This is a genomic window from Acinetobacter sp. ANC 5600 (assembly GCF_002018395.1).
GTDB lineage: Bacteria > Pseudomonadota > Gammaproteobacteria > Pseudomonadales > Moraxellaceae > Acinetobacter > Acinetobacter amyesii.
In genome coordinates, this window is sequence record NZ_MVKW01000003.1 from 119914 (window position 1) to 146521 (window position 26608).

The following is a 26608-nucleotide window of genomic DNA, read 5'->3' on the forward strand; positions in this document are numbered from 1 at the left end:
CTTTTGATGTTACTGCGTCAAATCAGATAGGAATACAATAAAAAAGAGGGACATTGCCCTCTTTAATTATTTTAAAACACCCTGCAAATACATCGCGTTTTAAAAATAATCCTTTAGATCACTTCAACCACAATCTTACCCACATGCTCGCCTGTATCCATGGCTGCATGTGCTTCTTGAATTTGGTCAAACTTAAATGTTTTGTAAATCATTGGCAGGCATTCACCTTTAGACCATAACGGAACAACATTTTCCTGAATGCCTTTGGCAATCTCTGCTTTTTCTGCAGTATTACGCGCACGCATGGTTGAGCCTGTAATGGTCAAACGCTTCATCATGATTTGACCCAACTTCACTTCTTTGGCTTTTGCACCACCTAAGAAGGCGATATAGACCAAACGACCATCACGACGTAATAGATTTAAGTTCTGTGCTAAATACGGTGCACCCACGATATCTAAAATCACATCGACGCCTTGCTCAGCGGTCGCCTCATTAATCACTTGCTCAAAGTCTTGAGTTTTATAGTTAATGGCATGAGTGATATTTGAAATCGCAGCGACTTTTTCATCTGAACCTACCGTCGCAAAGGTTTTCATACCTAAAGCATTACACAACATAATCGCTGTAGTACCAATACCGCTAGTACCGCCATGAATAAGTACCGTTTCACCTGCTTTGGCTTTACCCATTTGGAATACATTCGCCCATACGGTAAAGAATGTTTCAGGAATTGCTGCTGCTTGGGTAAAGCTGACGCCTTCAGGAATACGAATGGTTTGGCTTTCAGGCACCACGCAATACTCCGCATAACCGCCGCCATTGGTCAGACCGCAAACCTTATCGCCCACCTTAAACAAAGTGACTTCTGCACCCACAGCAACCACTTCACCCGCCACTTCTAAACCCGGTACTGGTGTTACCCCTTTCGGCATTGGGTATAAGCCTTGGCGCTGTAAAATGTCTGGACGGTTGATGCCAAAGGCATGCACTTTTACCAGTACTTCATCCGCTTTCGCTTCTGGGATGGCAACGCTTTCATACGCCAGTTTTTCAACACCGCCCGGTTCAGTAATAATGACCTGCTGCATGCTTTGCTGTGACATTGTTTTTCCTTTTCAATTATTGACTATTCATCTATCTCTGCACTATTTGAACATAGAAATGCCGCAGAATGAATAAACATGGACTTATGTATAATCTGTACTGTATTTCGTAAATGAATAATAGGCCAAGCATGTCTCAGATCATTGAATACAATGAAGATAACGCCAGTGACTATGAATGGTTCGACGGTTTTGCCGTGATTCGCTTCTATGCAGACTGGTGCGCGCCCTGTGTGCAGAACTTCCCTGTATTTGAGCAGTGTGCAAAGCAAATGTCCGCGCAGCATGCACAGCTCAAATTTGGCAAGGTAAATATTGATTCCTCACCGATACTAACCTTGCGTTATAACGTTTATGGACTGCCTTCAACCTTGCTGTTTTATCGTGGGAAAGTGATTCAACGTATTGCAGGTGTCAAATCACTGACTGAATTAACAACCATCATTCAAGATGCTATGCAGTCACATTCAACTCATGACTAAGTATATTTTCCTTTTATTTGGATGCAGACTCATTCGGCAGGCGTACAAACTTCATTAAAGTATTACGCACCAATGGCAACACGATCAAAATGAGCGGAAAGGCCATCATCCACGACATGCTCCATGCGCGCAGCCAAATGCCAAGAAAACCTTCAACTAAGCCTTTATTCATCAGCATGTTAAAGCAGGAAATTGAACCGCTCATAATGCCGGACAAGATTAGGGGCATCAGCCAAGTCATGTGTTTGGGATGAAATTTTGGGAGTTGATTCATCTGTAAATACCTATTGTTCGTCTTGGGCTGCGTTCTGGGCTTTTACGGTTTGTTTCAGTGTTTTCATAAATTGGCCGAAATGCGGCATGAAATCTTTAAATAAAGGATGGTCTTTATTTTCCAACAAGGTTTCACCAAACAGTTTCAGACCCACAGCAAAAGCTTTGGTCTTTTCATCATCTAACAATTGCGCTTTGGTCAAATGCTCCAATACCTTAAACATGTCATCATGGTTGTAGGCATTAAACTGCAAAGCTTCGGTATAGGTCGATGGATTGCCCTGAGCATCAGCAATGTGTTTGAGCGTAATTTCATATTGATGCTGTTTCATTGTGTCACCTCCATACGACTGATTTCGACGGCTGCCTGATCGATTTTTTCTGCAATGGCATACACCTGTTCAGGTGTCAGTTCACAGTGCTGAATTTTGATGCGCAGTGATGCTTTTAGGTTTTCCATCGCACGTTTGATATCGACGTACTGTTCGTTGTTATGAATCTGCTTGCGGGTATCAAAACGGCAGAGGATTTTCTCTACTGTGGCTTTTTCGGCATCCAGATGCGCTAAACCTGACTGCGTAACGCTGTATTGCTTACGGTCTTCCGCATTTAGTTCTGCATGTATGTATTGCTGTTCTTCTAGGTAATTCAGCGTTGGGTAAATTGTCCCTGTGCTTGGACTGTAACCGCCGCCTACGATTGCTCCGACATCTTTGATAATGTCATAGCTGAACTTAGGCGCTTGGGATATGAGATGCAGCACCAATAGTTTCATGTGCCCTGCTTCAAACAGGCGTTTGCGGGTTTTGACTGGACTATCGCTACTGTCGAGAAGGTCTGAATTTGACATCGCAAAGATACACCTTAAGATTAATTAAGATATATCTTATCATACATTTTAAATTAAACTACTATTATCTAATTAAGTTATATTCACTTTGGCATAATCTACATGTAATCACTTCTTCACCTGACTTTATTGCAAGATATGAATCTTTCAATATATTACTAGTTTGTTCTTCGCACAGGTTACAGTTATACATTTCATCTTCTGCCTCTATTCCTAAGACTTTTAAAGCTTTCTTTTTCCCCATAACTTTTTGATAGAAGCTAAAAAAAAATATAATTTTATTATGATCATCCATCAATTCACCTGCCCTTGCCTCACACTCCTCGTCAATTTCCAAATAACCTGATTCTAAAAATTTTCTAAAAATTGATATTTTTTCTTCACCTAATGTTTCACCCCATAATTCTGTTAAGAACAGATAACTAATTTCTATTATTTTATAAGGTGTTGTTTTGGAAGCCTTAGCTCCATGAATATATAAATTTCTTGAAACTCTTAATTCTTCAAATTTTTGTCTAACGTGATCGCTAGGCTCAATATTCGTTACAGCAAATATTTTTAATAATGAATCAAAAGGATGGATGTAAAATTCATGAAAAGCCTTATTTGACCATTTCCAATCTTTGATAGGTGTTTCAAGTAATAAATATGGTGTTATGAGAGAAATTCTATATTTTAAATAATTCTCAATAGAGTTGAATAATAATAAAATAATATTACCCAATTCAATATCTAAATACTCCCAAAGTTCAGACTCGATATCTAATAACTCACATTCTAAATCTTCAAATTCCATATATTCAAATTTACATAGAAGAGTCAAAAGATTATTTAATGCAAAGTAATGATAATTCACACATCTTTCTAAAAAAAAATCTGAATTAGGAATATCTGTAATCATTTTTATTTTCAATCAACTAGCTAGAAGTAATTTATAAAACTATATTACTACTCTTTAATTTTTAATTCTCCTAATATCCAATAACTTACATCAAAAAAAACTTAAAAAAACTTAAAAAAAACCCGCTTCTCAGCGGGTCTTTTTTAAATCAATTCAATCTATTACAGACGAACCAACTCAACAATTTTCTCAGCAACTTCTTCAACAGCATCGAAGGCATAAGTCACATCAGTGCCTTCGGTCGCATCTGTAATCACAACCACACCTGTTTCACGTACAAGTGCAACTTGCTCTACAGTTAAACCAGCTTTCGCAATCGCAACCACACCTTGCTGAATCAACAAGCTTTCAATTGCTTGCGCATTTTCAAGGGCTTTAGCAGTCACAGTTACCGCAGCGGGTTTTTGACCTAAACGTGCAGCACGCGCTTCAGCAGTTACAGGCTCGTTGTGTGCAGTCCATTCCACTGCAGACTCAACCATACCCGCACCAACAGTCACGTTGCTTAAACGGTCAATAAAGATAAATGAACCTGTGTAACGACTGTCTTGGTAACGGTCAAATACCACTGGCGCATCAAACTCAATCGTTACATCTGCAATCGCATTCAATTCAAGCTGTTCAACTTCCGTTTTTTCCAGTGTGTTCACATTGGTACGATAGTTAATTTTCGCAACTTTCGCAGGAATAGTTTGTGTACCAAACTTCACGTTATACAGCTTGCCAACTACTAAAGGCGCATCTGTCATCCATACCACAGAGGCACGTGCAGAACGTGAAATTAACGGCTGTTCGCCCGCTTTAACCAACACGTTACCGCGTGAAATATCAATTTCATCGTTCAGTGTTAAAGTCACCGCTTGACCTGCAACAGCATGGTCTAAGTTACCGTCAAAAGTTACGATTTCTTTAACAGTCGAAGACTTACCAGATGGTAATGCAGTAATGGTATCGCCAACTTTCACTTCACCAAGTGCAATCGTACCGCAGAAACCACGGAAGTCGAGGTTCGGACGGTTAACATACTGAACAGGGAAACGGAATTCGTGCTTGCTCGTATCATGCGAAATTTCAACAGTTTCCAAAGTCTCCATTAAAGTCTGACCTTGGTACCACGGCGTATTTGGAGATTTGTTTACAACGTTATCACCATTCAACGCAGAAATTGGCGTGAAGATAATATTCGCAGGTTTACGATCGCCCAATTGGTTTACGAACTCGTTGTAATCTGCTTGAATTTCATTGAAGCGCGCTTCAGAGAATTCAACCAAGTCCATTTTGTTCACTGCAACCACGATATTACGAATACCTAAAAGGCTCGCAATAAATGAGTGACGACGAGTTTGGGTTTGAACGCCATAACGCGCATCAATCAAGATGATCGCTAAATCGGCAGTCGACGCACCAGTCGCCATGTTACGTGTGTACTGCTCATGCCCTGGGGTGTCAGCAATGATGAACTTACGTTTTTCTGTAGAGAAATAACGGTAAGCCACGTCAATGGTAATACCTTGTTCACGCTCTGCTTGTAGACCATCTACAAGTAAAGCCAAGTCAGGCGCATCACCCGTAGTACCGACTTTTTTAGAGTCACGAGTCACGGCTTGCAATTGATCTTCATAAATCAATTTTGAATCGTAAAGTAAACGACCAATTAAAGTCGATTTACCGTCATCAACGTTACCGCAAGTGAGGAAACGCAGAAGGTCTTTATTTTCGTGTTGTTTTAAATACGCCAAGATGTCTTGGCTAATTAAATCTGATTGATGAGACATTGCTCAAAGCTCCACATATTCTTTTGAAATCGGTTTCTGAATCTTTTTAATCCCTCTAAATCTCCCTTTAAGAAAGGGAGACTTTGCTCCGTTCTTTCTCGGGAGTTCCCCCTCTTTAGTAAAGAGGGTGAGCAGCACTGCTGCGCAAGGGAGATTTCTTAAGATTCTTAGAAGTAACCTTCCTGCTTTTTCTTTTCCATCGAACCTGCTTCATCATGGTCGATCATACGACCTTGACGTTCAGATGTGGTGGCTAAAAGCATCTCTTGGATAATTTCCGGTAAAGTTGTTGCAGTTGATTCAACAGCACCTGTAAGTGGGTAACAACCTAAAGTACGGAAACGCACCGATTTCATTTGTGGCACTTCACCTTCGTTTAAACGCATACGCTCATCATCAACCATGATCAGTGTACCGTTACGCTCAACCACTGGACGTTCAGCAGCCAAGTACAAAGGAACCAATTTAATATTTTCGAGGTAGATGTATTGCCAAATATCCAACTCAGTCCAGTTAGACAATGGGAACACACGAATACTTTCACCTTTGTTCACTTTACCGTTGTAAAGATTCCAAAGTTCAGGACGTTGGTTTTTAGGGTCCCAACGGTGTTTGGTATCACGGAATGAGTAAACACGTTCTTTGGCACGAGATTTTTCTTCGTCACGGCGCGCACCACCGAAAGCCGCATCAAACTGATATTTATCAAGTGCTTGTTTTAAGCCTTGAGTTTTCATGATATCAGTATATTTTGAGCTCCCGTAATCGAATGGATTCACGCCTGCATCTTTACCTTCTTTGTTTTGATGCACGATCAAATCAAAGCCATGCTCTTTTGCCATGTTGTCACGGAAAGTAATCATGTCTTTAAATTTCCAACCCGTGTCTACATGCAGTAGTGGGAATGGAAGTTTGGCAGGATAGAATGCTTTTAAAGCAAGATGCAGCATGACCGCTGAATCTTTACCGATTGAATACAGCATGACTGGGTTTTCGAACTCAGCAGCAACTTCACGGATGATATGAATACTCTCAGCTTCAAGCTGTTTAAGATGAGTAAGTCTTTCCTCATTTAATGACATGGACAACACCAGCTTAGAATATGTGTACTTATTACACTTTTAAAGATATATATACATTATAGTGATTAAGCTTTCATAACGATTGCTTGTTTTGTGATATTGATATTCTTATTCGTCATATACAAATTGTCTGATACTGCTTATCAATTTTAATTAATTTAATACGATAGACTTATCAATTTCATTATTATTCTAGTCCGAGACCCGTAAGTTTACGCAATTTTTTATCAATTAACTAATCGCTAAATCCTCTAAACAATCGGTATTCAAACTCGCTCAATGTACTTAAAGTAGCTATATCACTCTCCAATAGTTATTGATATGCCATATAGTCACTATACGCTTGAAACCTTAAAGTCGCTGATTGAAGCCGCAGGTCTTGCTGGCTATATTTATCAGCATTCTTCACACATGCTCGTGCTCCAAGAAGCTTTAAATGATGACGGCAGCCCGCTGAATAACTTTATCCAACATGAGCTGAGTGCAGACCAAATTGGCCTTCAGTTCGGTCTACGACTTTTGGACAATAAACTCGAGTTTTTGATTGGGGTGACTCATAGTAACCAAGATCGCGGCTATGAAATTGGCGCTGGCAATTTAAAGGCCGATCAACGTGCATTTAATCTGCTCTATGCTTTTTACAATTTTCCCAAAGCATTTCACTTAATCCACTTCCCGCTCGCAGCCAATAGCAGCCAGTTAGAGGAAGAGATCGAAAAGCAATTGTTTCAACTTGAAAGCATGGGCTTTTTAGACACTGCGATTAAAACCAATCCGATGGGCGAACAAGTGAAGTGGATGAAAACCTTTATTGTTCAAGCGGCTTTAGATATGAAAGTACGCATTCAAACTTCATTGTTATAAAAACGGTTAAAGCCACCTAAAAATAGCTCTATTGAACACCAGTTCAAATCTCCATATGACATCGAAAGTCACGGTAAAGCTTCTCAGCACTGCCGTGGCGGTTATAAATTTACATTTCCTAACATTGTTTTCTGTGCCTTTTAACAAGCCATTTCTCTCCGTTAAGCACGACCACTTATATATCTGCAATTAGACTGAAAATTTGATTGATCACAATGACTTAAATCTTAAATGGGTAAAGCAGAAATACTATTAACTTTAGATTTAGATAATCCTGACTTAATTGATCAACTATTTTTAAAGAAAAACTTAGTAATAGCTCACATAAAAGCCGACTTTTTGTTAATCTGATCTGTAATTTTTTTACACAATTTCGACAGATAATGTTATTTTATTTACTGAAAAAAATTCGGCCAGAATTATTTTTTTTGATTTTTTATAAGCATAAATATAGAGATAAATATAATGTGGGAATTGTTTACTCACCCGTCTAATATCGTGTTTAGCATCAGTCTCTGCTTAATGTTCTTGTTTGGACTTTTTGAGATTGTGTTAACAATTTTAGGGGGTGGTTCTCAAGGCTTCTTAGATCAATTCCTACCTGAGGATGTTGGTCATAATGCAGAGCTAGGTGTAGATGCCGATGCAGGTATCGTGACACGTGTGCTCGATTGGTTGTATTTGGGTCGTATTCCGCTGTTCGTATGGCTCATCATTTTCTTATGTGTCTATAGTTTGTTGGGCTTTGCTATTCAAGCCGTCGTTAACCAAATGACCAGTATGATGTTCAGTGCATGGATTATTGCTCCTGCATGTATTTTTCTGTGCATGCCCTTCGTACGTTTTAGCGCAATGCTCATTGCCCGTATTTTACCGCAAGATGAAACAACTGCCATTTATAGTGATGAATTGATCGGTAGAACGGCCACGATCATTTTGGGTGATGCACGACCACAGTCTCCTGCTCAAGCCAAAGTCAAAGATCAACACGGATTGACCCATTATATTTTGGTTGAACCTGAACAAGATGAAATTTTCAGCCAAGGTCAATCAGTGGTTTTAACCCAAAAAACAAATGTAGGCTTTCAAGCCACCATGCTCTAAATTTTGAATGAATTGATGCTCGATCAGTTCTTTTAACACCATATAAATACATTTAACACGTCATACCTTCTGCATATATCGAAGTCATGATGAGTCAACAAAATACTGATTTTTAAACCAAACTTGTTAGCACTTTAGAGGGTTAACTTGAATTACAACAAAAGAGATAAACGTCCATGTTAGACATTATTCCAAGCGGTATCCTTGTTTCAGTCGGGATAATTTTTGCCGCACTTATTTTTATTGGTTTTATTATTGCTCGACTTTATCGTCGCTCAAGTAAAGAAATTTCATTTGTGCGTACAGGCTTCGGCGGTGAAAAAGTGATTTTAGGTGGCGGTGCTATTGTGCTTCCTGTGCTGCATGAAATTATTCCAGTCAATATGAACACCCTACGTCTTGAAGTACGTCGTGCAGATGACCAAGCGCTGATTACACGTGACCGTATGCGTGTCGACGTGATGGCGGAGTTCTATGTCCGTGTGAAACCAACCGCAGATTCGATTGCTACCGCAGCACAAACGTTAGGTCAAAAGACCATGTCACCAAATGAGCTTAAAAATTTGGTTGAAGGTAAATTTGTTGACTCATTGCGTGCAGTTGCCGCAGAAATGGCGATGGAAGAGTTGCATGAAAAACGCGTCGACTTCGTACAAAAAGTTCAGCAAGTGGTGTCTGAAGATTTACATAAAAACGGTTTGGAACTTGAAACTGTTTCATTAACTGGCTTAGACCAAACAGGCTTTAAATACTTTAACCCACAAAATGCGTTCGATGCTGAAGGTTTAACTAAACTGACAGAAACCATTGAGGACCGTCGTCGTAAACGTAATGCGATTGAACAAGATGCAGATCTTGCAATTAAGACCAAGAACTTAGAAGCAGAACAAGCACGTCTACAAATTTTGCGTGAAGAAGAATATGCAAAACTGCAACAAGAACGTGAAATTTCAATCCGTCGTGCAGAACAGCTTGCAGAAATTGCATCACAAGAAGCTGCTAAAAAACGTGAAGCCGAAGAAGCGCGTATTGCTGCTGAACGTGAAGTTGACTTAAAGCGTATTACTGCTGCACGTGACGTTGAAAATCAAAATATTCAAAAGTCACAAATTATTCAGCAAGCCCAAGTGGAACAAAAGAAAACCATTGAATTGGCTGAGCAAGACCGTGCCATTGCCATTGCTGAAAAATCTCGTGCTGAATCTGAAGCTAAAGCACATGCCGATCAAGCACGTGCTCAAGCGGTAAAAGCCGAAGAAGAAGTGATTACCGTTCGTCAGATCCAACAAGCTGAACGTCAAAAAGCTGTCGAATTAGTCTCTGCGAAAGAAAAAGCGGAGAAAGATGCGATTGCCATTACTGTCGCGGCTGAAGCGGGTAAACAAGCAGCCGCAGATGAAGCTGAAGCGATTCGTATTGCAGCTGAAGCCGAAGCTGAAAAAGTTCGCTTAAAAGCCAAAGGTGAAGCTGACGCAAAAGTTCTGTTGGCTCAAGCGATGGAAAAACAATACCAAGTTGATGCTGAAGGTACACGTGCAGTGAACGAAGCAAACAACGTATTGTCATCTGAACAGGTTGAAATGCAAATTCGTTTAGCGATGCTGAAATACTTACCAGAAATCATTCGCGAAAGTGTTAAACCAATGGAAAACATTGATGACATTAAGATTTTGCAAGTAAATGGTCTAAATGGTGGTCATGCAGGTTCTTGCCAAGGTGATGCTCACCACGAAGGCAGCGGCAATGTTGCCTTATCAGACCAAGTGGTGAATAGTGCCTTACGCTACCGCAGCCAGGCCCCACTGATTGATAGCTTGATGAGTGAGCTTGGTATCCAAGGTGGCGATATTAACGGTTTAACTCAGAGCTTAAACAAAAAAGCTGGTTAATTCGTTTTACACGCTAAAAAAACCGCAGCTTAATCCTGCGGTTTTTTATTGAGATCATCGACAAGGAAGACTTACGAGAGCTTAAAAAATTCGTTCAGTACCAAATCATGACTTTAAAATGACGAAATACTGGATCACAACAAAGTGCAAACCAAATCACACTTTTAAGAATAACCCTTCCCCTGCAATCTTGCTACAATCTTCAAATTCATCATATTCTACTTAGCTGTACTTGCTAAAACGTGCAGCAAAATATGCGATGAAAACATTTACGAATGATAATACGCTCAGTGCAAGTATAAATATGACTTCTTCCTTAAATGCCGTTACTTCCCTACGCCCCTTTAAAAAATTAATAGGTCTAATGACCTGCTTCGGTTTGGTCTTTTCAGGCTGTAGCAGTGCTGAAACGGTACGTATTATCCACCACCCTATACAAGATTTGGTCAAGCAATATGCATCAGCCAATCCTTTACATCAAACCTTGACCAGCAAAACACCAAAGCCAAGCACTACAGAGCGTATGCGCATTATGCATATCGACTTAGATTATGTATATGATGCCAATCAGGCTCAACTAGAAAAAAATATCCGCGCTTTGATCGAACGTATCCGTCGCATTGAAGCCAATACGATTTTTCTACAGGCTTTTGCAGACCCTGATGCCAATGGTTCGGCTGATGCGGTGTATTTTAAAAATCGCTATATCCCAATGCGCTCAGATTTATTTCAACGTGTTTTGCACGAAATACGACAGCAGACTCAAGTAAAAACTGTATATGCATGGCTGCCTTTAATAGCGTGGGAGTTTCCGAAACAATACCCGCTGCAATATGTAAAAAGCCAAAGTGAAAAGAAAGGTTATATTCGAATATCGCCCTTTGACCCAAGAAACCAACAATACACAGCAGAAATTTTTCTAGATTTTATTCAGCAGAATAAAGTAGATGGCATACTTTATCATGATGATATCACTCTCAATGATTTTGAGGATAATAGTGCCGCAGCACTTCAGACATACAAAACGTGGGGCTTCGATCGACAATTGATTGGACAGCCAAAGCATGCGCAGCAGCTTGAATTTTCACGCTACAAAACGGCTTATCTAGACCAATTTGCTGAAGGCATCAGTCAGATTTTAAAACAGCAGCAACCCGACTTACATTTTGCTCGTAATATGTATGCAGAAGCCGTGCTGAACCCGAACAGTGAAAAATGGTTTAGCCAGTCTAATGCCAGCACCTATCAACATTATGATTACAACGCCATCATGGCCATGCCCTATATGGAAAAGGCAGATGACCATCGTCAGTTTTATTTAAACTTGATTGAACGTGCCAAAAAATATGACCCCAATTTGAGCCGTACCATTTTTGAACTTCAAGTGACCGATTGGAATCATCAAAAACCTATTTCCAATCAGGAACTGACTGACACCATCCGTTTACTGGAACAGCATGGTGTGCAACATATTGGGTATTATCCAGATGATTTCGTGCAAAATCATCCAGATGTACAGCAAATAAAAAAGGCATTTGCACCTGCCCTAGCTAAGGACTGATACCAATGCCTACATCATCAGATCTAGGATTCTAGATCTGATGAAGAACGCTGATTAGCTGTTGATTTTATAGTGTTCTAATTGACCATCATCCGTATAGTGCAAGGTAATATTTTTTGATTCTCGCATCGTGGCTATATCACTGGCTTTTACATGAAAGCTTTTCGCCAAATCTTCATCTTGAGCATTCTCAGGCGCCTTTCGTCGGTCTTCACCGTGAAAACGCAGCCAGTTATAACTTGCCCAAACAAATAGACAGCAAATAAAGATTCCGATTGAGAAAATCAATTTCATGATCGATAGACTGGTCATCGGTTGGGACTGATCCATAACCTGTGAATACACCACCGTGCCTTCAAACCACCAAAACACAAGGGTTAATAGCGGTAAAAACAACCACATCCAAAGCATCCACCCGACTGCCATCAGTCCATAGCCTGCGGACTTACGTTTGACGTATTCAGGTTTATCAATATATTCAGGTATTTCAAGCAATGATTCATCTTGAATAATTTTAAAATCTGAATCTGCGACTGGCTTCTGATTTTGAAAATTAACTTGGTTCATTGTTTTCCTCCCCTCTAAATCCACGGTCTGGACTGACCCAACGCGCACGCTTTTGGGTTTTAAAAATAGTCTTTGGCAAAGCAACGACCGTTGTCAGCATGGCTAAGATCCAGAAAAATAAGGGATACCAAATCACCCAAAAATAATTTCGCAGTAAGCGTTTTTTGTCGTAAGCGCGATCGATCCATAAACTCACGAGGAACTGGAATAAACAGGTCACGCCTAAAATCACCCCATACCATTGAGGTAAAAGTGATTGAATCGCCCACTCGCCCGGTAATGAGAAAAATAGACCATAAAAATACAAGACAAAAATACTGAACATGACATAGGCCCAGATCACGCTAATGATAGATTCGAATGCAATCGGCCACATCCGACGTAAACGCCATTTAAATATTTTAGGTAAATAGGCAAATAGTACTTCGATGCCGCCTTGAGCCCAACGTAAACGTTGTTTCCAAAGTCCATTAAATGTTTCTGGCATATAGATATAGCAAAGGGCTTGCGGTACATAGTGCAAATCCCAATGATCAAACTGCAAACGCCATGACACATCAATATCTTCTGTGATCATGTCATCACGCCAATAACCGATGCGGTCGAGTGCCGTTTTTCGAAATCCTGCAATTGCACCTGACACTGTAAAAATACGACCATAGGTTCTTTGAGAGCGCTTGATTAAGCCAATAATCGAAGAAAACTCACCGACCTGAATTTTACCCAAGATGCTTGAGCGGTTCACAATACGTGGATTACCGGTTACAGCGCCCACGCGTGGAAAACTGGTCAGATGATGCATCATCCAAAGTGCCGAATGCGGGTGCAATAATGCATCACCATCAATACAAATCAAGTACTCAAATTGGCTGACCATCGCGCCTGCACGTAATGCATACGCTTTACCCTGATTCTCAGCCAAATGCACCACACGCAATTTAGGATATTCGAGTACCAATTGGTCTAGAATTTCAGCGGTTCGATCTTTACTTCCATCATTCACCGCTATCACTTCAAAATTTGGATATTGGCTCTGCATCGCATATCGAATCGTGTCTCGTACCTGTGCTTCTTCATTAAAGCAAGGCACAATGATGCTACAGCCATGCTCAGTTGGCACGGGAAGTTCAGGTTGTTTCCATTCACGCTTTAAGTAGAACCACACGCCTCCAGCAATCCAAATCCACGCCATAAACAAGGGATATAGGAAAGCAAAGGCAAAAAACAGATCGTTAAAACTCAGTTCCCATTCGTGCATTACTGACCTCCTTGTATATACGGATCACGGTAAGTCAGTGGACTGCCATTCAAGCTGATGCTTTGATATAGGTGATGTTGAACGCGTTCGCCATCCTGAAGCTGATAATTATTCAGTCCGATTTTTTGAACCGACGCTGCGCGTAAAGCCTGATAGTTTTGCTGATACTTCACCCAATCTTTCTCGCTCATATTTGGATTGATATCTAAACTGACAATCAAGCGTTGCTTTTGCTCTGTATTCAAAGTCTTCAATGCGGACATAAAGGCTTTAAAACTTTGCGGATGTTGACCTGGGTTAATACTTAAATACAGAAAGTCCGACGCTGTTAGGGCACGAGTCACCAACGGTTTTAATCCAGAAAACTGATGTCCAGTTAAATTCACCTTGAGCGCGGTTTGGTTGTCATTACTAATATTGGAATAAAAATGCGCTTGCGCCTTACTACGCTCTTTAATTGCAATAATTTTTTGCACTTGCTCAGTACATGCGGTTGACCACTGAGCTGAATGAATTGCACAGTCCAAGCTGTTACCGGTATTAATAATTAAACCTTCTAGCGAACTGTTATTTTTCAATAGATCTGCCGTTAGGTCTGCTAGATTAATCCCCTGCTGTAGCTCTAAACTAATTGGAAGCTGTGCATAGACTCGATTACCAATTCGTGTACGAGCTTGCCATACGGTACGATTCAGTAAATCTTGCTGCATCGGCAGTTTTGAATTTGGGAAAAATAAGGCATCAATTTTACCGTCACCATCATGATCAACTGCGGCATTTAAAAGCAATGTATTAGTTTTTAACGCATTGACCTGATCTAATAATCTCCCTAATTTCTGATCTGATTGCTCATCCGTTGGCGCTTGTAATTCAGTCAAATTAAAATTCAGGAATGTTTTACGTTGTTTATAAGGCGCACGAGCTTCAACGATAAAGTCTTCCATATTTTGGTGGATAAACTCTGGTGTTGGGTTATCCATAATCAAGGCACGCTGATAGGTATGCACTGAATCTGCCTGACTGACCACATTACCTAAGCTAAAGGACATGGGCAGTCCTGCTTTACGTGCATATCCCTCAATTTCCGGTGTAACTGCACCGTATGGCCAGAAGATTGCCATACTATGAATACCCAGTTGACGATCGAGTTCTTGTTTAGATTTCTTCAAATCTTGCACAATACGCTGCTCAAACTCAGCATCGGTTTCATAACGATTTTGAGCTGGAAAATACTGGCGCGTAATCGCAGCAGGTTCCATATTTTTTTGTGGGTTTGCCAAAATACCATGATGCAGATCATCCGAATGCGACACAAATTCGGCATATCCCGACTTTTGCATTTCCCGCATTTGATCCCAATTCATCAAATTACCCACACCATAAGCTTCATAAGCATCTTTGGTATTACCATTAATCCAACTGGTTGGAATAGCAAAAACTGCAGGAAATTGATATTGCTTTAACAATGGAAAAACTTTGCTATAACTACTTAGCGCACCATCATCAAAGGTTAATAACAGTGCCTTTTCAGGTAACTTTTTCTTTTGTAAGCGAGCCTGCATGACATCTTCTAAACGAATGGGTTGCCAACCTTCTCGTTTAATCCACGCAAAATATTGCCCAAGATTTTGCGTACTAATCGCATAGACATCTCGGTCACCACGTTTGGCAACATCATCTCGAACATCATGAAAGGTCAGCGTTACAAATTGGTTATGTGCGGTACTTTCATCAAGTTCAGGCATCGCCAAATTTGCAGTTTTTGGCACATTATTGTCAGCAAAAAGATATGTCGTACTGATGGGCAAAGTCACAGCTAGAACTAAGCTTTGCTTCAACAAGCGGTGTATTAATGTATTTTTCATTAGAAGCGCCCCTCAAATCCAACAACTGCATAGCTACGATCTTCATCTTTTCCGTCATACGGATGTGAACCCCAACCTATGCCGTAGTTCAATTTCCACGTGCGTGAGAGCTGCCAATCATGTTGATAATACAAATTATAAATCGGACGACTTGAGTAGCCTTTTTGTCCGAATGTACCGATAGTTGCTGCAAAGTGCTGGTTAAAATGACGTTCATAGTCACGCCATGTCATCCAATCATGTTCCAATGTCACTTCAGCGCTATAGCTATGTTCAGGGTTAAAATAAGGCACATCAACCGGATCATTTTTTCCGTAATAACCACGCAGTGTTGCCGCAGAAATATGATGCGGAGATTGCTGGAATTGTTGTTTAAAATATCCCGATAGTTCTTGGCGTAGATTGCCATCATCAATATCGGTCAATTGATAACTTGCACCTGCTTTGCGTGATTCATTTTGTTGCCAGTTCAATGCAAAACGATAAGCCTGCCCTTCGTGGTCCTGTGCCAAAGATTGCAATGGAATATCCGCTTGGCTATCGTAACCCAGTGCATAGTTCCAATGATCATTCAGCCAATGTGACCAATCCAATTGCACACCAAAACGGTCGCCATCGGTGCTTTGAGAGAATAATGCAGATGCAGCTTTACGATCCGAAGCCCACTCTAAACCCATGCCAATCCTTTGGTCTTTTAATTTGCCAGACTCATACTTCGACCAACGATTGCTATGGTCTGCAAAGAGTCGATAATTATCGTAAAACCATGGGCTATTGATACGCGTCCAGTTTTCCTGTTCACGTGAACCTTTCAGGCGATTTTGTACACGAGGATCATCAGACTCACTTTTCGCAAAGGTACTTTGATGTTGAATTGACGCACGATTCCGATCATCCAATTCTTTTTTACTTTGTTTTACGCCCGTATCATCACCGACATGGCTGACCATATATTGATTGAGTTCACGCCAAGCTTGAATTTGGCTCAAGGCTTGGAAATTGTGCATGCGGTTAATTTGCGTTCCCTGTGAAATGGGCTCCAAGCTATTCTGCTGTGCCAAATTGTGCTGGGACTGCTCTGGTTTTTCACGCCAACGTTGAATTAATGCCAAATTATTTTGATAACCGATATTGCCAGGAGCCTTTGCGGTTAAGTCATTAAAGTAACGTTCCGCTTTTTCATGCTCGTTGCGATAAGCATAGTTCAATCCCTTCAACGCAATAAATTCAGTACGATCATCGTGTGGCGCCTTATCAACCCCTTTCGCATTACTATAAACAAAGGTCGGCAATTGTTTGTCCATAGTGTCGATTAACTGATTAGCTTGTTTAAATTTTTCTTGTTCGATCAAGCTATAATACAAACCAGCATAGACGTTATAGTCAGCATAATTTTTTTCAGCAAATAAACTCTGATATAAAGGCTCAGCTTTTTCAGGTTGACGTAATTTTAAATAACTGTCTGCCAAAGCATGTCGTACATAAGCAGGCATTTCTTTAGCTGTTTGACCGGTTTTTTCTACTTGTGCTAGTGCCTGCTTTGAAGCATTACGTGCATTTAAGGCATAGATATATTCATAATAAAATTTACGTTTACTGGCTTCATCTGCAGGAAGTGAGTCTTCATAAGCACTCATTTCAACCAGAACACGATCTAGTGGTTCAAATGCCGTTGCCCCACGCTTCATATCAAACGCATTTTTTGAGGCTTGAATGCCTTGTTGGATACGCTGTGAGAACTCATTCATCTTGAGCAAATGTTGCAACACTGGCTTAGAACTATTGAGCCCATTGGCCTGAATGTAGCTTTGTGCAGTGGCAAAATCGCTATTTTGCAATAGAGCCAATATATACTGTTCTTGGGTATCTGCATTGGGCTGTTTTGCTAGCGCATATTTCGCTGCATTGAGGGATTCAGCAGGCATATCCAATAATCGATAGGCATAGGCTAATTGCGAAAGATAATCTGCACCAAGCGACTGTAAGTTGAGATTTGCCAGTTTTTGTTTTGCTTGTTCTTTTTGACCTGATTCTGCCAGCAGCACACCCTGCCAAATCAACCACTGTTCCGATTGATCCTGCTGATAAAATTTTTGTGCCCACTGTAAGGCTTGATCATATTGTTTAAGATCACGTAAAGCTTTGATGACACTGACTTTGCCATAATCTGGAAACGTATCTGGATTAATCTGCGCCAAGTAAGTCATATCTCTAGAGCTAAAGGTTGCATTTGCATAACGCAGGAGCGTGTAATCTGCAATGAGCTTCTGATTTTCAGGATGTTGCGCTAATAAAACTTGTAATTGGTTAAATCCCTGATCCAATTTACCGACACGGATATCCGCAACACTTTGTTCTCTTTGCTGATCAATATTATCAACTGCAAATACAACCGTAGGAAGGCTCGAAAAAATCGACAAGAAACATAGACGAGATAAATAAGATTTATAAATCATGATTATTCACGTTAGAAGAGTAATTATTCATCAAATTAAATTAATGTGACGTGTTTCACATTATATCATATTTTGACCGATTAAATTTGGTTAATTATTCATACTAAAGTGTTAATAATGAATGAGAATATGCTGATTTTATAAATTTTCTTTACTATTCACCCACTATTATTAAATAAAAATAAAAAAACCCCTCATTTGAGGGGTTTTTATTAACAGAAACTTACCGTACTTAAGCAAGACCTTTTGACTTTAAGACTTCAAACATAGTTGAGCCTAATTCAGCAGGACTACGGGTATAGGCCATACCGGCTTTTTCAAAGGCAGCGAATTTCTCTTCTGCTGTGCCTTTACCACCCGAAATGATTGCGCCTGCATGTCCCATACGTTTACCTTTTGGTGCAGTCACACCCGCGATATAACCGACAACAGGCTTAGTTACATTCGACTGGATATATTCAGCCGCTTCTTCTTCTGCTGTACCACCAATCTCACCAATCATGATGATCGCTTCAGTTTGCGGGTCGTCTTGGAACAGCTTTAAGCAATCAATTTGGTTCATGCCCGGAATTGGATCTCCCCCAATACCGATACACGTCGACTGACCTAGACCCAGCTTCGTGGTTTGCGCTACAGCTTCATAGGTCAGAGTCCCTGAACGCGAGATAATGCCGATTTTACCCGGCTGATGAATATGCCCTGGCATAATACCGATCTTACATTCACCCGGAGTAATAATTCCTGGACAGTTCGGACCAATTAGACGTGCATTGTTACCATAGGTTTCTAGGTAACGTTTGGCTTTTAGCATATCAAGTGTCGGCACACCTTCCGTAATCACGACGATCAGCTCAACACCTGAATCAATAGATTCAATAATTGAATCTAGGACAAATGGTGCCGGTACATAAATCGAAGTTGCCGTTGCACCCGTTTCACGTACCGCTTCTTTCATGGTATTGAATACGGGTAGATTCAAATGTTGTGTGCCGCCCTTGCCCGGTGTTACACCGCCAACAACTTTAGTGCCATAAGCAATCGATTGTTCTGAATGGAATGTGCCGTTTTTACCGGTAAAACCTTGTACCAATACTTTTGTGTCTTTATTTACTAATACGCTCATGATCTCTACTCCCTTAGCCTTTTACCGCAGCAACGATTTTTTCTGCAGCATCAGCCAAGCCATTTGCAGAAATCAATTTCAAACCAGATTCATCAAGTAATTTTGCACCTAACTCTGCATTGTTCCCTTCTAAACGAACAACCACAGGTACAGTCACATTTACTTCTTGAACCGCTGCAATAATTGCTTCAGCAATCATGTCACAACGTACAATCCCACCAAAAATATTAATTAATACACCTTGCACAGAACTATCCGCCAAAATGATTTTAAATGCTTCAATTACGCGTTCTTTGGTCGCGCCACCGCCTACATCTAGGAAGTTTGCAGGTTGACCACCATAGAGTTTAATAATGTCCATGGTTGCCATCGCTAGGCCAGCACCATTGACCATACAACCAATATTGCCTTCTAAGGCAACATAGTTCAGATCAAATTCTGATGCTTTCAGCTCACGCTCATTTTCTTGCGTTTTATCGCGTAGTGCTGCGATTTCTGGTAAGCGATATAAAGCATTTGAGTCGATACCAATTTTTGCATCCACACATAAAATCTCGCCATTTTCACGTACGGATAACGGGTTAATTTCAAATAAAGCAAAATCATTTTCAATAAATGCTTGATAAGCCGCAGACATGATTTTGACAAATTGATTCACTTGACCATCTTTTAGGTTTAAAGCAAACGCCACTTCACGTGCTTGGAATGGTAACAATCCAACCAGAGGATCTACTTCAACTTTAATAATTTTTTCAGGCGTTTCTTCTGCAACTTTCTCAATTTCAACACCGCCTTCAGTCGATGCCATAAAGGTCACACGACGGCTAGAACGGTCAACTACAGCACCTAGGTACAATTCACGCTCTACTGGATAAACATCTTCAGATACCAAAATACCGCTGACGGGTTGACCTAATGCATCTGTTTGATAAGTGACTAAGCGTGAGCCGACCATTTGGTTCACATAATCAGTGGCTTCTTGTGCAGATTTTACGACTTTAACGCCGCCTGCTTTACCACGACCACCTGCATGCACTTGGGCTTTGAGTACCGCAAACTTACCACCCAGTTGCTCAAAAGCTTTGACTGCTTCTTCTGCGGTAGTTACAAATACGCCTTCTTGGACTGGCATACCATATTTTTTTAATAACGCTTTAGCTTGATATTCGTGTAGATTCATTGAACAACCTTTTACTCTTTCTTCGCTTTGTTATGACCCATTAAAGCCCAGACATCCGTCAATGCAGCTTTAACCTTTTTAAATCTTAAAATATTTCTTATCTTTATTTTTAGATGATTATTCAAATTAAAACAACCATCTGAAACAAAAAAGAGCGGCCTAAGCCGCTCTTTTTACATCTTATTTACGTTTACGCTGAATCGCGTGAATTGCACGTCCATCGACTGCAAGTGCAGCTTCGTGAACGACTTCAGAGAATGTCGGGTGACCGAAAGTCATTAACTGTAAGTCTTCAACACTTGATACGAACTCAAGTGCGATCATGCCTTGGTGTACGATGTCAGACGCAGCAGGTCCAATCACGTGCATACCGAGTAGACGATCTGTCTTCGCATCAGCAACAAACTTAACAAAGCCTGCGTTTTCACCAGCAGCCATTGCACGACCATTTGCAGCGAAACCAAATTGACCTGTTTTAACTTCGTGGCCTTTTTCTTTCGCTTGCTCTTCTGTTAAACCAACCCACGCCGCTTCTGGGTGTGTGTAAATTACAGAGATAATAGTGTCATAGTTCACTTGAGCTGCATGACCGTGGATACGCTCAACAGCCATTACGCCTTCTTCCATTGCTTTATGTGCAAGCATTGGACCACGTACCAAGTCACCAATTGCGTATACACCTTCAACTGAAGTTGCACACCAATCGTTTACTTCAACTAGACCGCGTTCAGTGAGTTTAATGCCTGAATCTTCAGCCAATAAACCTTCTGCATATGCTTTACGGCCCACACAAACGATCAATTTATCGAAAGTTTGAGTTTTGTCTTCGCCGCCTTGAGTGTACTTAACAGTAACTTCACGGCCATTGACTTCAGTACCAGCAACTTTAGCGCCAACACGGATATCAAGACCTTGTTTAGTCAATACTTTTTGGTAATCTTTTGCCAAAGCTTTATCAGCCATTGGTAAGAATGCGTCCATTGCTTCAAATACAACAACTTCAGCACCTAGACGACGCCAAACAGAACCAAGTTCTAGACCAATTACACCCGCGCCGATTACGCCAAGACGTTTAGGCACTTCTGGGAACTCAAGCGCGCCAGTAGAGTCAACAATAATATCTTGGTCTACAGGAGCAACAGGAATATTTACCGGCACAGAACCCGATGCAAGGATTACATATTTAGGTTCTAAAATTTGAGTTTCACCTTCGTGAGATACAAACTCAACTTTCTTACCTGCAAGTAATTTACCTGTACCTTTTAACCATTCGATACCATTGCCTTTAAGTAGGCCATCAATACCCATTGTTAATTGGTTAACAATTTTGTCTTTACGATCAAGTAATTTTGCAAGATCAAATTTCACTTCACCTGTTGTAATACCGTGGTCATCTAAGTGATGAACGGTATCTTCATAGCGGTGAGATGAATCAAGTAATGCTTTAGATGGGATACAACCCACGTTTAAGCAAGTACCACCTAAAGATGGTTTACCTTTATGAATACGTTTTTCAATACAAGCTACTTTAAAGCCTAATTGAGCAGCGCGGATAGCAGCTTCATAACCACCAGGACCGCCACCAATAACAACTAAATCAAATTGAGACATGTGTATCTCCAAAAATGGGCTTAGAGGATCGCTCTAAGCCCATTGCATTATTCTGAAGTATTAAAGATCAAGGATTAGCTTAGCTGGTTCTTCTAACAATTCTTTGATTGTTACAAGGAAGCCTACTGCTTCTTTACCATCGATTAGACGGTGGTCATAAGAAAGCGCTAAGTACATCATTGGCAAGATTTCAACTTGACCATTTACAGCCATAGGACGTTCTTGGATTTTATGCATACCCAAAATCGCAGTTTGTGGCGTATTTAAGATAGGTGTAGAAAGCAAAGAACCGAAAGTACCACCATTAGTAATAGTGAATGTACCGCCAGTCATATCTTCAATACCCAATTTACCATCACGCGCTTTACCAGCGTATGCACGGATACCATTTTCAACTTCAGCATAGTTCATGCGGTCAGTATCACGAAGAACTGGAACTACTAGACCACGGTCGCTTGATACAGCAACACCGATGTCGTAGAAACCGTGGTAAACGATGTCATTGCCATCAATCGAAGCGTTTACAGCTGGGTAGCGCTTAAGTGCTTCAGTTGCTGCTTTAACAAAGAATGACATGAAGCCAAGACGTGCACCATGACGCTTTTCAAAAGCATCTTTGTATTGCGCACGCATTTCCATGATTGGTTTCATGTTTACTTCGTTGAACGTAGTCAACATTGCAGTTTCTTGAGTTGCAGCAAGTAGACGTTCAGCAACACGCTTACGAAGACGAGTCATAGGAACACGTTTTTCGATACGTTCACCAACAGCAACGCTTAATGGCGCAGCAGCAGGAGCAGCTGGTTTAGCTTGATGGTTTGCAACATCTTCTTTAGTGATGCGACCGCCACGGCCAGTGCCAGCAACGTCAGCAGCAGCAATGCCAGACTCAGTCAATGCTTTACGCACTGCAGGAGCTTGATCAGCAACAGGTTGAGCACGTTCAACAACAGGAGCAGCGCCCGCTTGAGTTTGCGCAGCAGCTTGTTCTACTTTCTCTTCTGATTGAACAGCTTGAGTTTGAGCAGCGCCAGAAGCAGCACCTTCTTCAAAAGTCGCAATCACTTCGTTCGATAAAACTGTATCGCCTTCGTTTTTAACGATTGCAGAAATCGTACCGTCAGCAGGAGCTACAACTTCTAAAACAACTTTATCTGTTTCAATATCACAAATCACTTCGTCACGTGATACTGCTTCACCTGGTTGTTTGTGCCAAGTTGCAACTGTACCGTCAGCAACTGACTCTGGGAATACCGGTGCTTTAATTTCGGTTGCCATTATTAAGAATCTCCTGTTATTCAGCTACGATAGCTAAAGCATCATTTACGAGCTGAGCTTGTTGTTTTGCGTGCAAATATGGTGAACCACAAGCCGGTGCAGCAGAAGCTTCACGACCTGCATAACTAATACGAACTTGTTTGCCCGCTTTCATCACGTCGTCATACAGACGCGGAGCGATGAATAACCATGCACCTTGGTTCTTCGGTTCTTCTTGAGCCCAAACCAATTCTTTAACGTTTGGATATTGTGCAAGAACTTCAGCAAGACGTGCTTCTGGGTACGGATACAATTGTTCAATACGAACGATTGCTGTGTTGTTCAATTCTTTTTCACGACGTTTTTCAAGTAAGTCGTAGTAAACCTTACCACCACAAAGCACTAGACGAGTTACGTCTGACTTGTTGATATTGTCGATTTCATCAATCACAGTTTGGAATGAACCATTTGCAAGTTCTTCTAAAGTAGACGTTGCAAGTTTGTGACGAAGAAGAGACTTCGGTGAAGTCACGATCATTGGTTTACGGATTGGACGAAGTGCTTGACGACGCATCGCATGGTAAATCTGTGCTGGTGTAGTCGGTGTGATCACTTGCATGTTTTCTTCAGCACATAGCTGTAAGAAACGCTCTAAACGAGCTGATGAATGCTCAGGACCTTGACCTTCAAAGCCGTGTGGAAGAAGCATAGTCAGACCGCATACACGTTCCCACTTAGTTTCGCCAGACGCGATGAACTGATCGATTACAACCTGTGCACAGTTTGCGAAGTCACCAAATTGCGCTTCCCAAATGACAAGGCTCTTCGGAAGAGTCGTTGCATAACCGTATTCGAATGCAAGAACCGCCATTTCTGACAATAATGAGTCATAAATAGCTGTACGTGGTTGGTTTTCTTTCAAGTTACATAATGGAATGTAAGTTGAACCATCTACTTGGTTATGAAGTTTTGCATGACGGTGTGAGAATGTACCACGACCAACGTCTTCACCTGTTAAACGAACAAGGAAACCTTCATCTAGAAGAGATGCGTAAGCTAATGTTTCAGCAGCACCCCAGTTCAATGGCATTTCACCGGTCTGCATTTTCAGACGGTCATCAATCACTTTAGCAACCTGACGTTGCATCACGAAGCCTTCTGGAAGCTCGCGCATTTTCGCACCAAGCTCTTTTAGACGTTCGATTGGGAAAGTGGTATCCCATTTGTCTGTGTATTCGTGGCCTAGGTAAGGTTTCCAGTCCACAAACATTTTTGTATTTGGCTCAAGTACCAACGCATTTGCAACGTGTTTACCTGCTTCAAGATCAGAACGATACTGTTCAACCATTGCATCAGCAGAAGCGCGATCAATAACACCTTCTTGTACAAGCTTGTCAGCATAAAGCGTACGTGTAGTCGCTTTTTTATTGATGATTTGATACATCATTGGCTGAGTTGCAGCTGGCTCGTCGGCTTCGTTATGACCACGACGACGGTAGCAGAACATATCGATTACAACGTCTTTACGGAATGTATGACGGAAATCGTGTGCCAATTGAGAAACAAATAATACAGATTCAGGATCATCACCGTTCACATGGAAGATCGGTGCTTGGATCATTTTCGCGATGTCAGTACAGTATTCTGTAGAACGCGCATCACGTGGGTCAGACGTTGTGAAACCAACTTGGTTGTTTACAACGATATGAACTGTACCACCCACGGTATAACCGCGAGTTTGTGACATTTGGAAGGTTTCTTGGTTTACACCTTGACCTGCAAATGCAGCATCACCGTGAACGATGATTGGTAATACATCATCACCACCGATATCTTTACGACGTACTTGACGTGCGCGTACAGAACCTTCTACTACAGGTCCAACGATTTCTAAGTGTGATGGGTTAAACGCTAATGCCAAATGAACTTCGCCACCCGGAGTCATTACGTTTGAAGAGAAACCTTGGTGGTATTTAACGTCACCAGAGCCTTTTTTATGCAGAGATTTACCTTCAAACTCACCAAATAGATCAGCTGGGTTTTTACCCATGATGTTTACAAGAAGGTTTAAACGGCCACGGTGAGGCATACCGATAACCACTTCTTTACAGCCTACTGAACCTGCGCGTTGAATAAGTTCATTCACCATAGGAATGAAAGATTCACCACCTTCAACACCGAAACGTTTCGCACCAACGAATTTGTTACCAAGGTATTTTTCTAGGCCTTCAGCTGCAGTTAGACGTTCAAGGATGTGTTTTTTCTGGTCTGCAGTGTAGCCAAATTGACCACGAGTACCTTCAAGGCGTTGTTGAATCCAACGTTTTTCTTTTGTATCAACAATGTGCATGTATTCAACACCAATCGAAGCAGTATAAGTTGCTTCCATTGCTTGAACCATTTCACCAAGTGTTGCTTCAGACTTACCGATTGCAAGGTTACCTGTATTAAATACAGTATCTAAGTCAGACTGCGTTAGACCGTGCGCAGCAAGATCTAGATCAGGCACGATTTCACGTTTTGCAAGACCAAGTGGATCTAATTTTGCGTTTTGATGACCACGGTTACGGTATGCAGCGATCAACTGTAATACACCAATTTGACGGCGTTCATGCTCAGAACTTACTGCACTTTGCACTACTGGCTGAACACGGCTTGAATTACGGCCTAATAATAGGAATTGCTCACGTACATTGCTGTGTGGTTGATCACCTTTCGGGAATTTATCGAAGTATTCACGCCAATCAGCCTCTACTGAGTCTGGAGCCGTTAGATACTGCTCATAAAGTTCTTCAATATACGCTGCACTGTCAGCGCTAAGTTCAGTGTCAAGACGCAGTGCGTCAGCAACTTCTTGCATTTGTGGACCCATTTCCTATTGCAAAACATTTCAGGATGCTTTTTAAGCGAACCCATGATTAGTAATGTCAAATTGGTAATATGACATTAGTCCCCATTAGGCTTAAGCCTTGAGGCGTTATCACTACATTAGGATTACCCAATGTGATTAATGAACAATAACGCCCTCAGCGGCATCATTACTCATTGAGAAATACCCGACATAAATCGGGCAATTTTTGCAAATCATCTTAGAAAAAATAAATTTTTCGCAATTATCTTTTCTAAAGCGACTTTATTAACATTTATATACCTTCTACAGCGCTTAAATTGTAGAAAAAATGTACCCAATTCAAAGTCATTTTTTACATATAGTGATACCTTAAATGCTAACACGTTCGAGCATTTCAATTGATTTTTTTGACACATACCTCTCATAAATTAGCGAAATACACTGTTTGTATTTTCATCTATGATATGGTGCTACATATAAAATGATCTTTCAATTAAGACAAAAGTCTACGTTCGATTTTTACCTCATCTCATATACAAAAACAAAAGAGAGC

The 26608-nt window shown here is 40.9% G+C and carries 21 protein-coding genes; 5 read left to right on the plus strand and 16 right to left on the minus strand.

Translation table 11 applies throughout. The annotated features are described in order from the left end of the window. Positions 1-113: 113 nt before the first annotated feature. Positions 114-1106: an NAD(P)H-quinone oxidoreductase gene (locus B1201_RS07500; RefSeq protein WP_078192973.1), complete on the minus strand. Its 993-nt coding sequence runs from the start codon at positions 1104-1106 to the stop codon at positions 114-116. A gap of 131 nt (positions 1107-1237) precedes the next feature. Here B1201_RS07500 and B1201_RS07505 point away from each other — a divergent pair, with 131 nt between their 5' ends. Beyond that, the gene (locus tag B1201_RS07505; RefSeq protein WP_078192974.1) at positions 1238-1588 is read left to right on the plus strand and encodes a thioredoxin family protein; all 351 of its coding nucleotides are present in this window, start codon (positions 1238-1240) and stop codon (positions 1586-1588) included. 13 nt (positions 1589-1601) lie between these two features. On the opposite strand, the gene B1201_RS07510 is transcribed toward B1201_RS07505, so the two are convergent. From B1201_RS07510 to cysD, 6 genes are all read right to left on the minus strand, one after another. After that, on the minus strand, positions 1602-1862 hold the full coding sequence (locus B1201_RS07510) for a DUF2798 domain-containing protein (RefSeq protein WP_078192975.1): 261 nt from the start codon (positions 1860-1862) through the stop codon (positions 1602-1604). A 10-nt stretch (positions 1863-1872) separates the two neighbouring features. Further along, positions 1873-2193: a DUF3861 domain-containing protein gene (locus tag B1201_RS07515; RefSeq protein WP_078192976.1), complete on the minus strand. Its 321-nt coding sequence runs from the start codon at positions 2191-2193 to the stop codon at positions 1873-1875. Next, a complete protein-coding gene (locus B1201_RS07520; protein WP_078192977.1) occupies positions 2190-2711 on the minus strand; it encodes a PadR family transcriptional regulator in 522 nt (173 codons plus the stop codon). The genes B1201_RS07515 and B1201_RS07520 overlap by 4 nt, the downstream gene beginning before the upstream one ends. 64 nt (positions 2712-2775) lie before the next feature. Next, the gene (locus B1201_RS07525) at positions 2776-3612 is read right to left on the minus strand and encodes a hypothetical protein (RefSeq protein WP_078192978.1); all 837 of its coding nucleotides are present in this window, start codon (positions 3610-3612) and stop codon (positions 2776-2778) included. A gap of 161 nt (positions 3613-3773) precedes the next feature. Then, positions 3774-5387, minus strand: coding sequence for a sulfate adenylyltransferase subunit CysN (cysN, locus tag B1201_RS07530; protein ID WP_078192979.1), 1614 nt, complete (start codon positions 5385-5387; stop codon positions 3774-3776). 167 nt (positions 5388-5554) lie between these two features. Continuing rightward, entirely contained in the window at positions 5555-6469 is a 915-nt protein-coding gene (gene cysD / locus B1201_RS07535; protein WP_078189893.1) for a sulfate adenylyltransferase subunit CysD, read from the minus strand. A gap of 321 nt (positions 6470-6790) precedes the next feature. Here cysD and B1201_RS07540 point away from each other — a divergent pair, with 321 nt between their 5' ends. From B1201_RS07540 to pgaB (B1201_RS07555), 4 genes are all read left to right on the plus strand, one after another. Then, complete coding sequence (locus tag B1201_RS07540; RefSeq protein WP_078192980.1) at positions 6791-7333, plus strand: hypothetical protein; 543 nt, start codon at positions 6791-6793, stop codon at positions 7331-7333. 465 nt (positions 7334-7798) lie between these two features. Next, positions 7799-8437, plus strand: a complete 639-nt coding sequence (locus tag B1201_RS07545; RefSeq protein WP_078189895.1) for a YqiJ family protein — start codon at positions 7799-7801, stop codon at positions 8435-8437. 176 nt (positions 8438-8613) lie between these two features. Next, a complete protein-coding gene (locus tag B1201_RS07550; protein ID WP_078192981.1) occupies positions 8614-10326 on the plus strand; it encodes a flotillin family protein in 1713 nt (570 codons plus the stop codon). 304 nt (positions 10327-10630) lie between these two features. After that, entirely contained in the window at positions 10631-11887 is a 1257-nt protein-coding gene (pgaB, locus tag B1201_RS07555; protein ID WP_171263761.1) for a poly-beta-1,6-N-acetyl-D-glucosamine N-deacetylase PgaB, read from the plus strand. A gap of 54 nt (positions 11888-11941) precedes the next feature. Here pgaB (B1201_RS07555) and pgaD read toward each other — a convergent pair whose 3' ends face one another. The 9 genes from pgaD to B1201_RS07600 form a co-directional block, all read right to left on the minus strand. Further along, positions 11942-12454 carry a poly-beta-1,6-N-acetyl-D-glucosamine biosynthesis protein PgaD gene (gene pgaD, locus B1201_RS07560; RefSeq protein ID WP_078192983.1) on the minus strand — a complete coding sequence of 171 codons (513 nt, stop codon included), beginning with the start codon at positions 12452-12454 and terminating at the stop codon, positions 11942-11944. Beyond that, positions 12441-13712: a poly-beta-1,6-N-acetyl-D-glucosamine synthase gene (gene pgaC, locus B1201_RS07565; protein ID WP_078192984.1), complete on the minus strand. Its 1272-nt coding sequence runs from the start codon at positions 13710-13712 to the stop codon at positions 12441-12443. Before pgaC ends, pgaD begins: the two co-directional genes overlap by 14 nt. After that, complete coding sequence (gene pgaB, locus B1201_RS07570; protein ID WP_078192985.1) at positions 13712-15577, minus strand: poly-beta-1,6-N-acetyl-D-glucosamine N-deacetylase PgaB; 1866 nt, start codon at positions 15575-15577, stop codon at positions 13712-13714. Before pgaB (B1201_RS07570) ends, pgaC begins: the two co-directional genes overlap by 1 nt. Continuing rightward, positions 15577-18033, minus strand: coding sequence for a poly-beta-1,6 N-acetyl-D-glucosamine export porin PgaA (pgaA, locus tag B1201_RS07575; protein ID WP_078192986.1), 2457 nt, complete (start codon positions 18031-18033; stop codon positions 15577-15579). Before pgaA ends, pgaB (B1201_RS07570) begins: the two co-directional genes overlap by 1 nt. A 232-nt stretch (positions 18034-18265) precedes the next feature. Then, positions 18266-19156 carry a succinate--CoA ligase subunit alpha gene (gene sucD / locus B1201_RS07580; RefSeq protein ID WP_078192987.1) on the minus strand — a complete coding sequence of 297 codons (891 nt, stop codon included), beginning with the start codon at positions 19154-19156 and terminating at the stop codon, positions 18266-18268. Positions 19157-19169: 13 nt separating this feature from the next. Next, complete coding sequence (gene sucC / locus B1201_RS07585; protein ID WP_078192988.1) at positions 19170-20336, minus strand: ADP-forming succinate--CoA ligase subunit beta; 1167 nt, start codon at positions 20334-20336, stop codon at positions 19170-19172. A 180-nt stretch (positions 20337-20516) separates the two neighbouring features. Continuing rightward, entirely contained in the window at positions 20517-21947 is a 1431-nt protein-coding gene (gene lpdA / locus B1201_RS07590) for a dihydrolipoyl dehydrogenase (protein ID WP_078192989.1), read from the minus strand. Between the two features lie 60 nt (positions 21948-22007). After that, complete coding sequence (gene odhB / locus B1201_RS07595; protein ID WP_078192990.1) at positions 22008-23225, minus strand: 2-oxoglutarate dehydrogenase complex dihydrolipoyllysine-residue succinyltransferase; 1218 nt, start codon at positions 23223-23225, stop codon at positions 22008-22010. 16 nt (positions 23226-23241) lie between these two features. Then, on the minus strand, positions 23242-26064 hold the full coding sequence (locus B1201_RS07600) for a 2-oxoglutarate dehydrogenase E1 component (RefSeq protein ID WP_078193297.1): 2823 nt from the start codon (positions 26062-26064) through the stop codon (positions 23242-23244). Positions 26065-26608 lie beyond the last annotated feature (544 nt).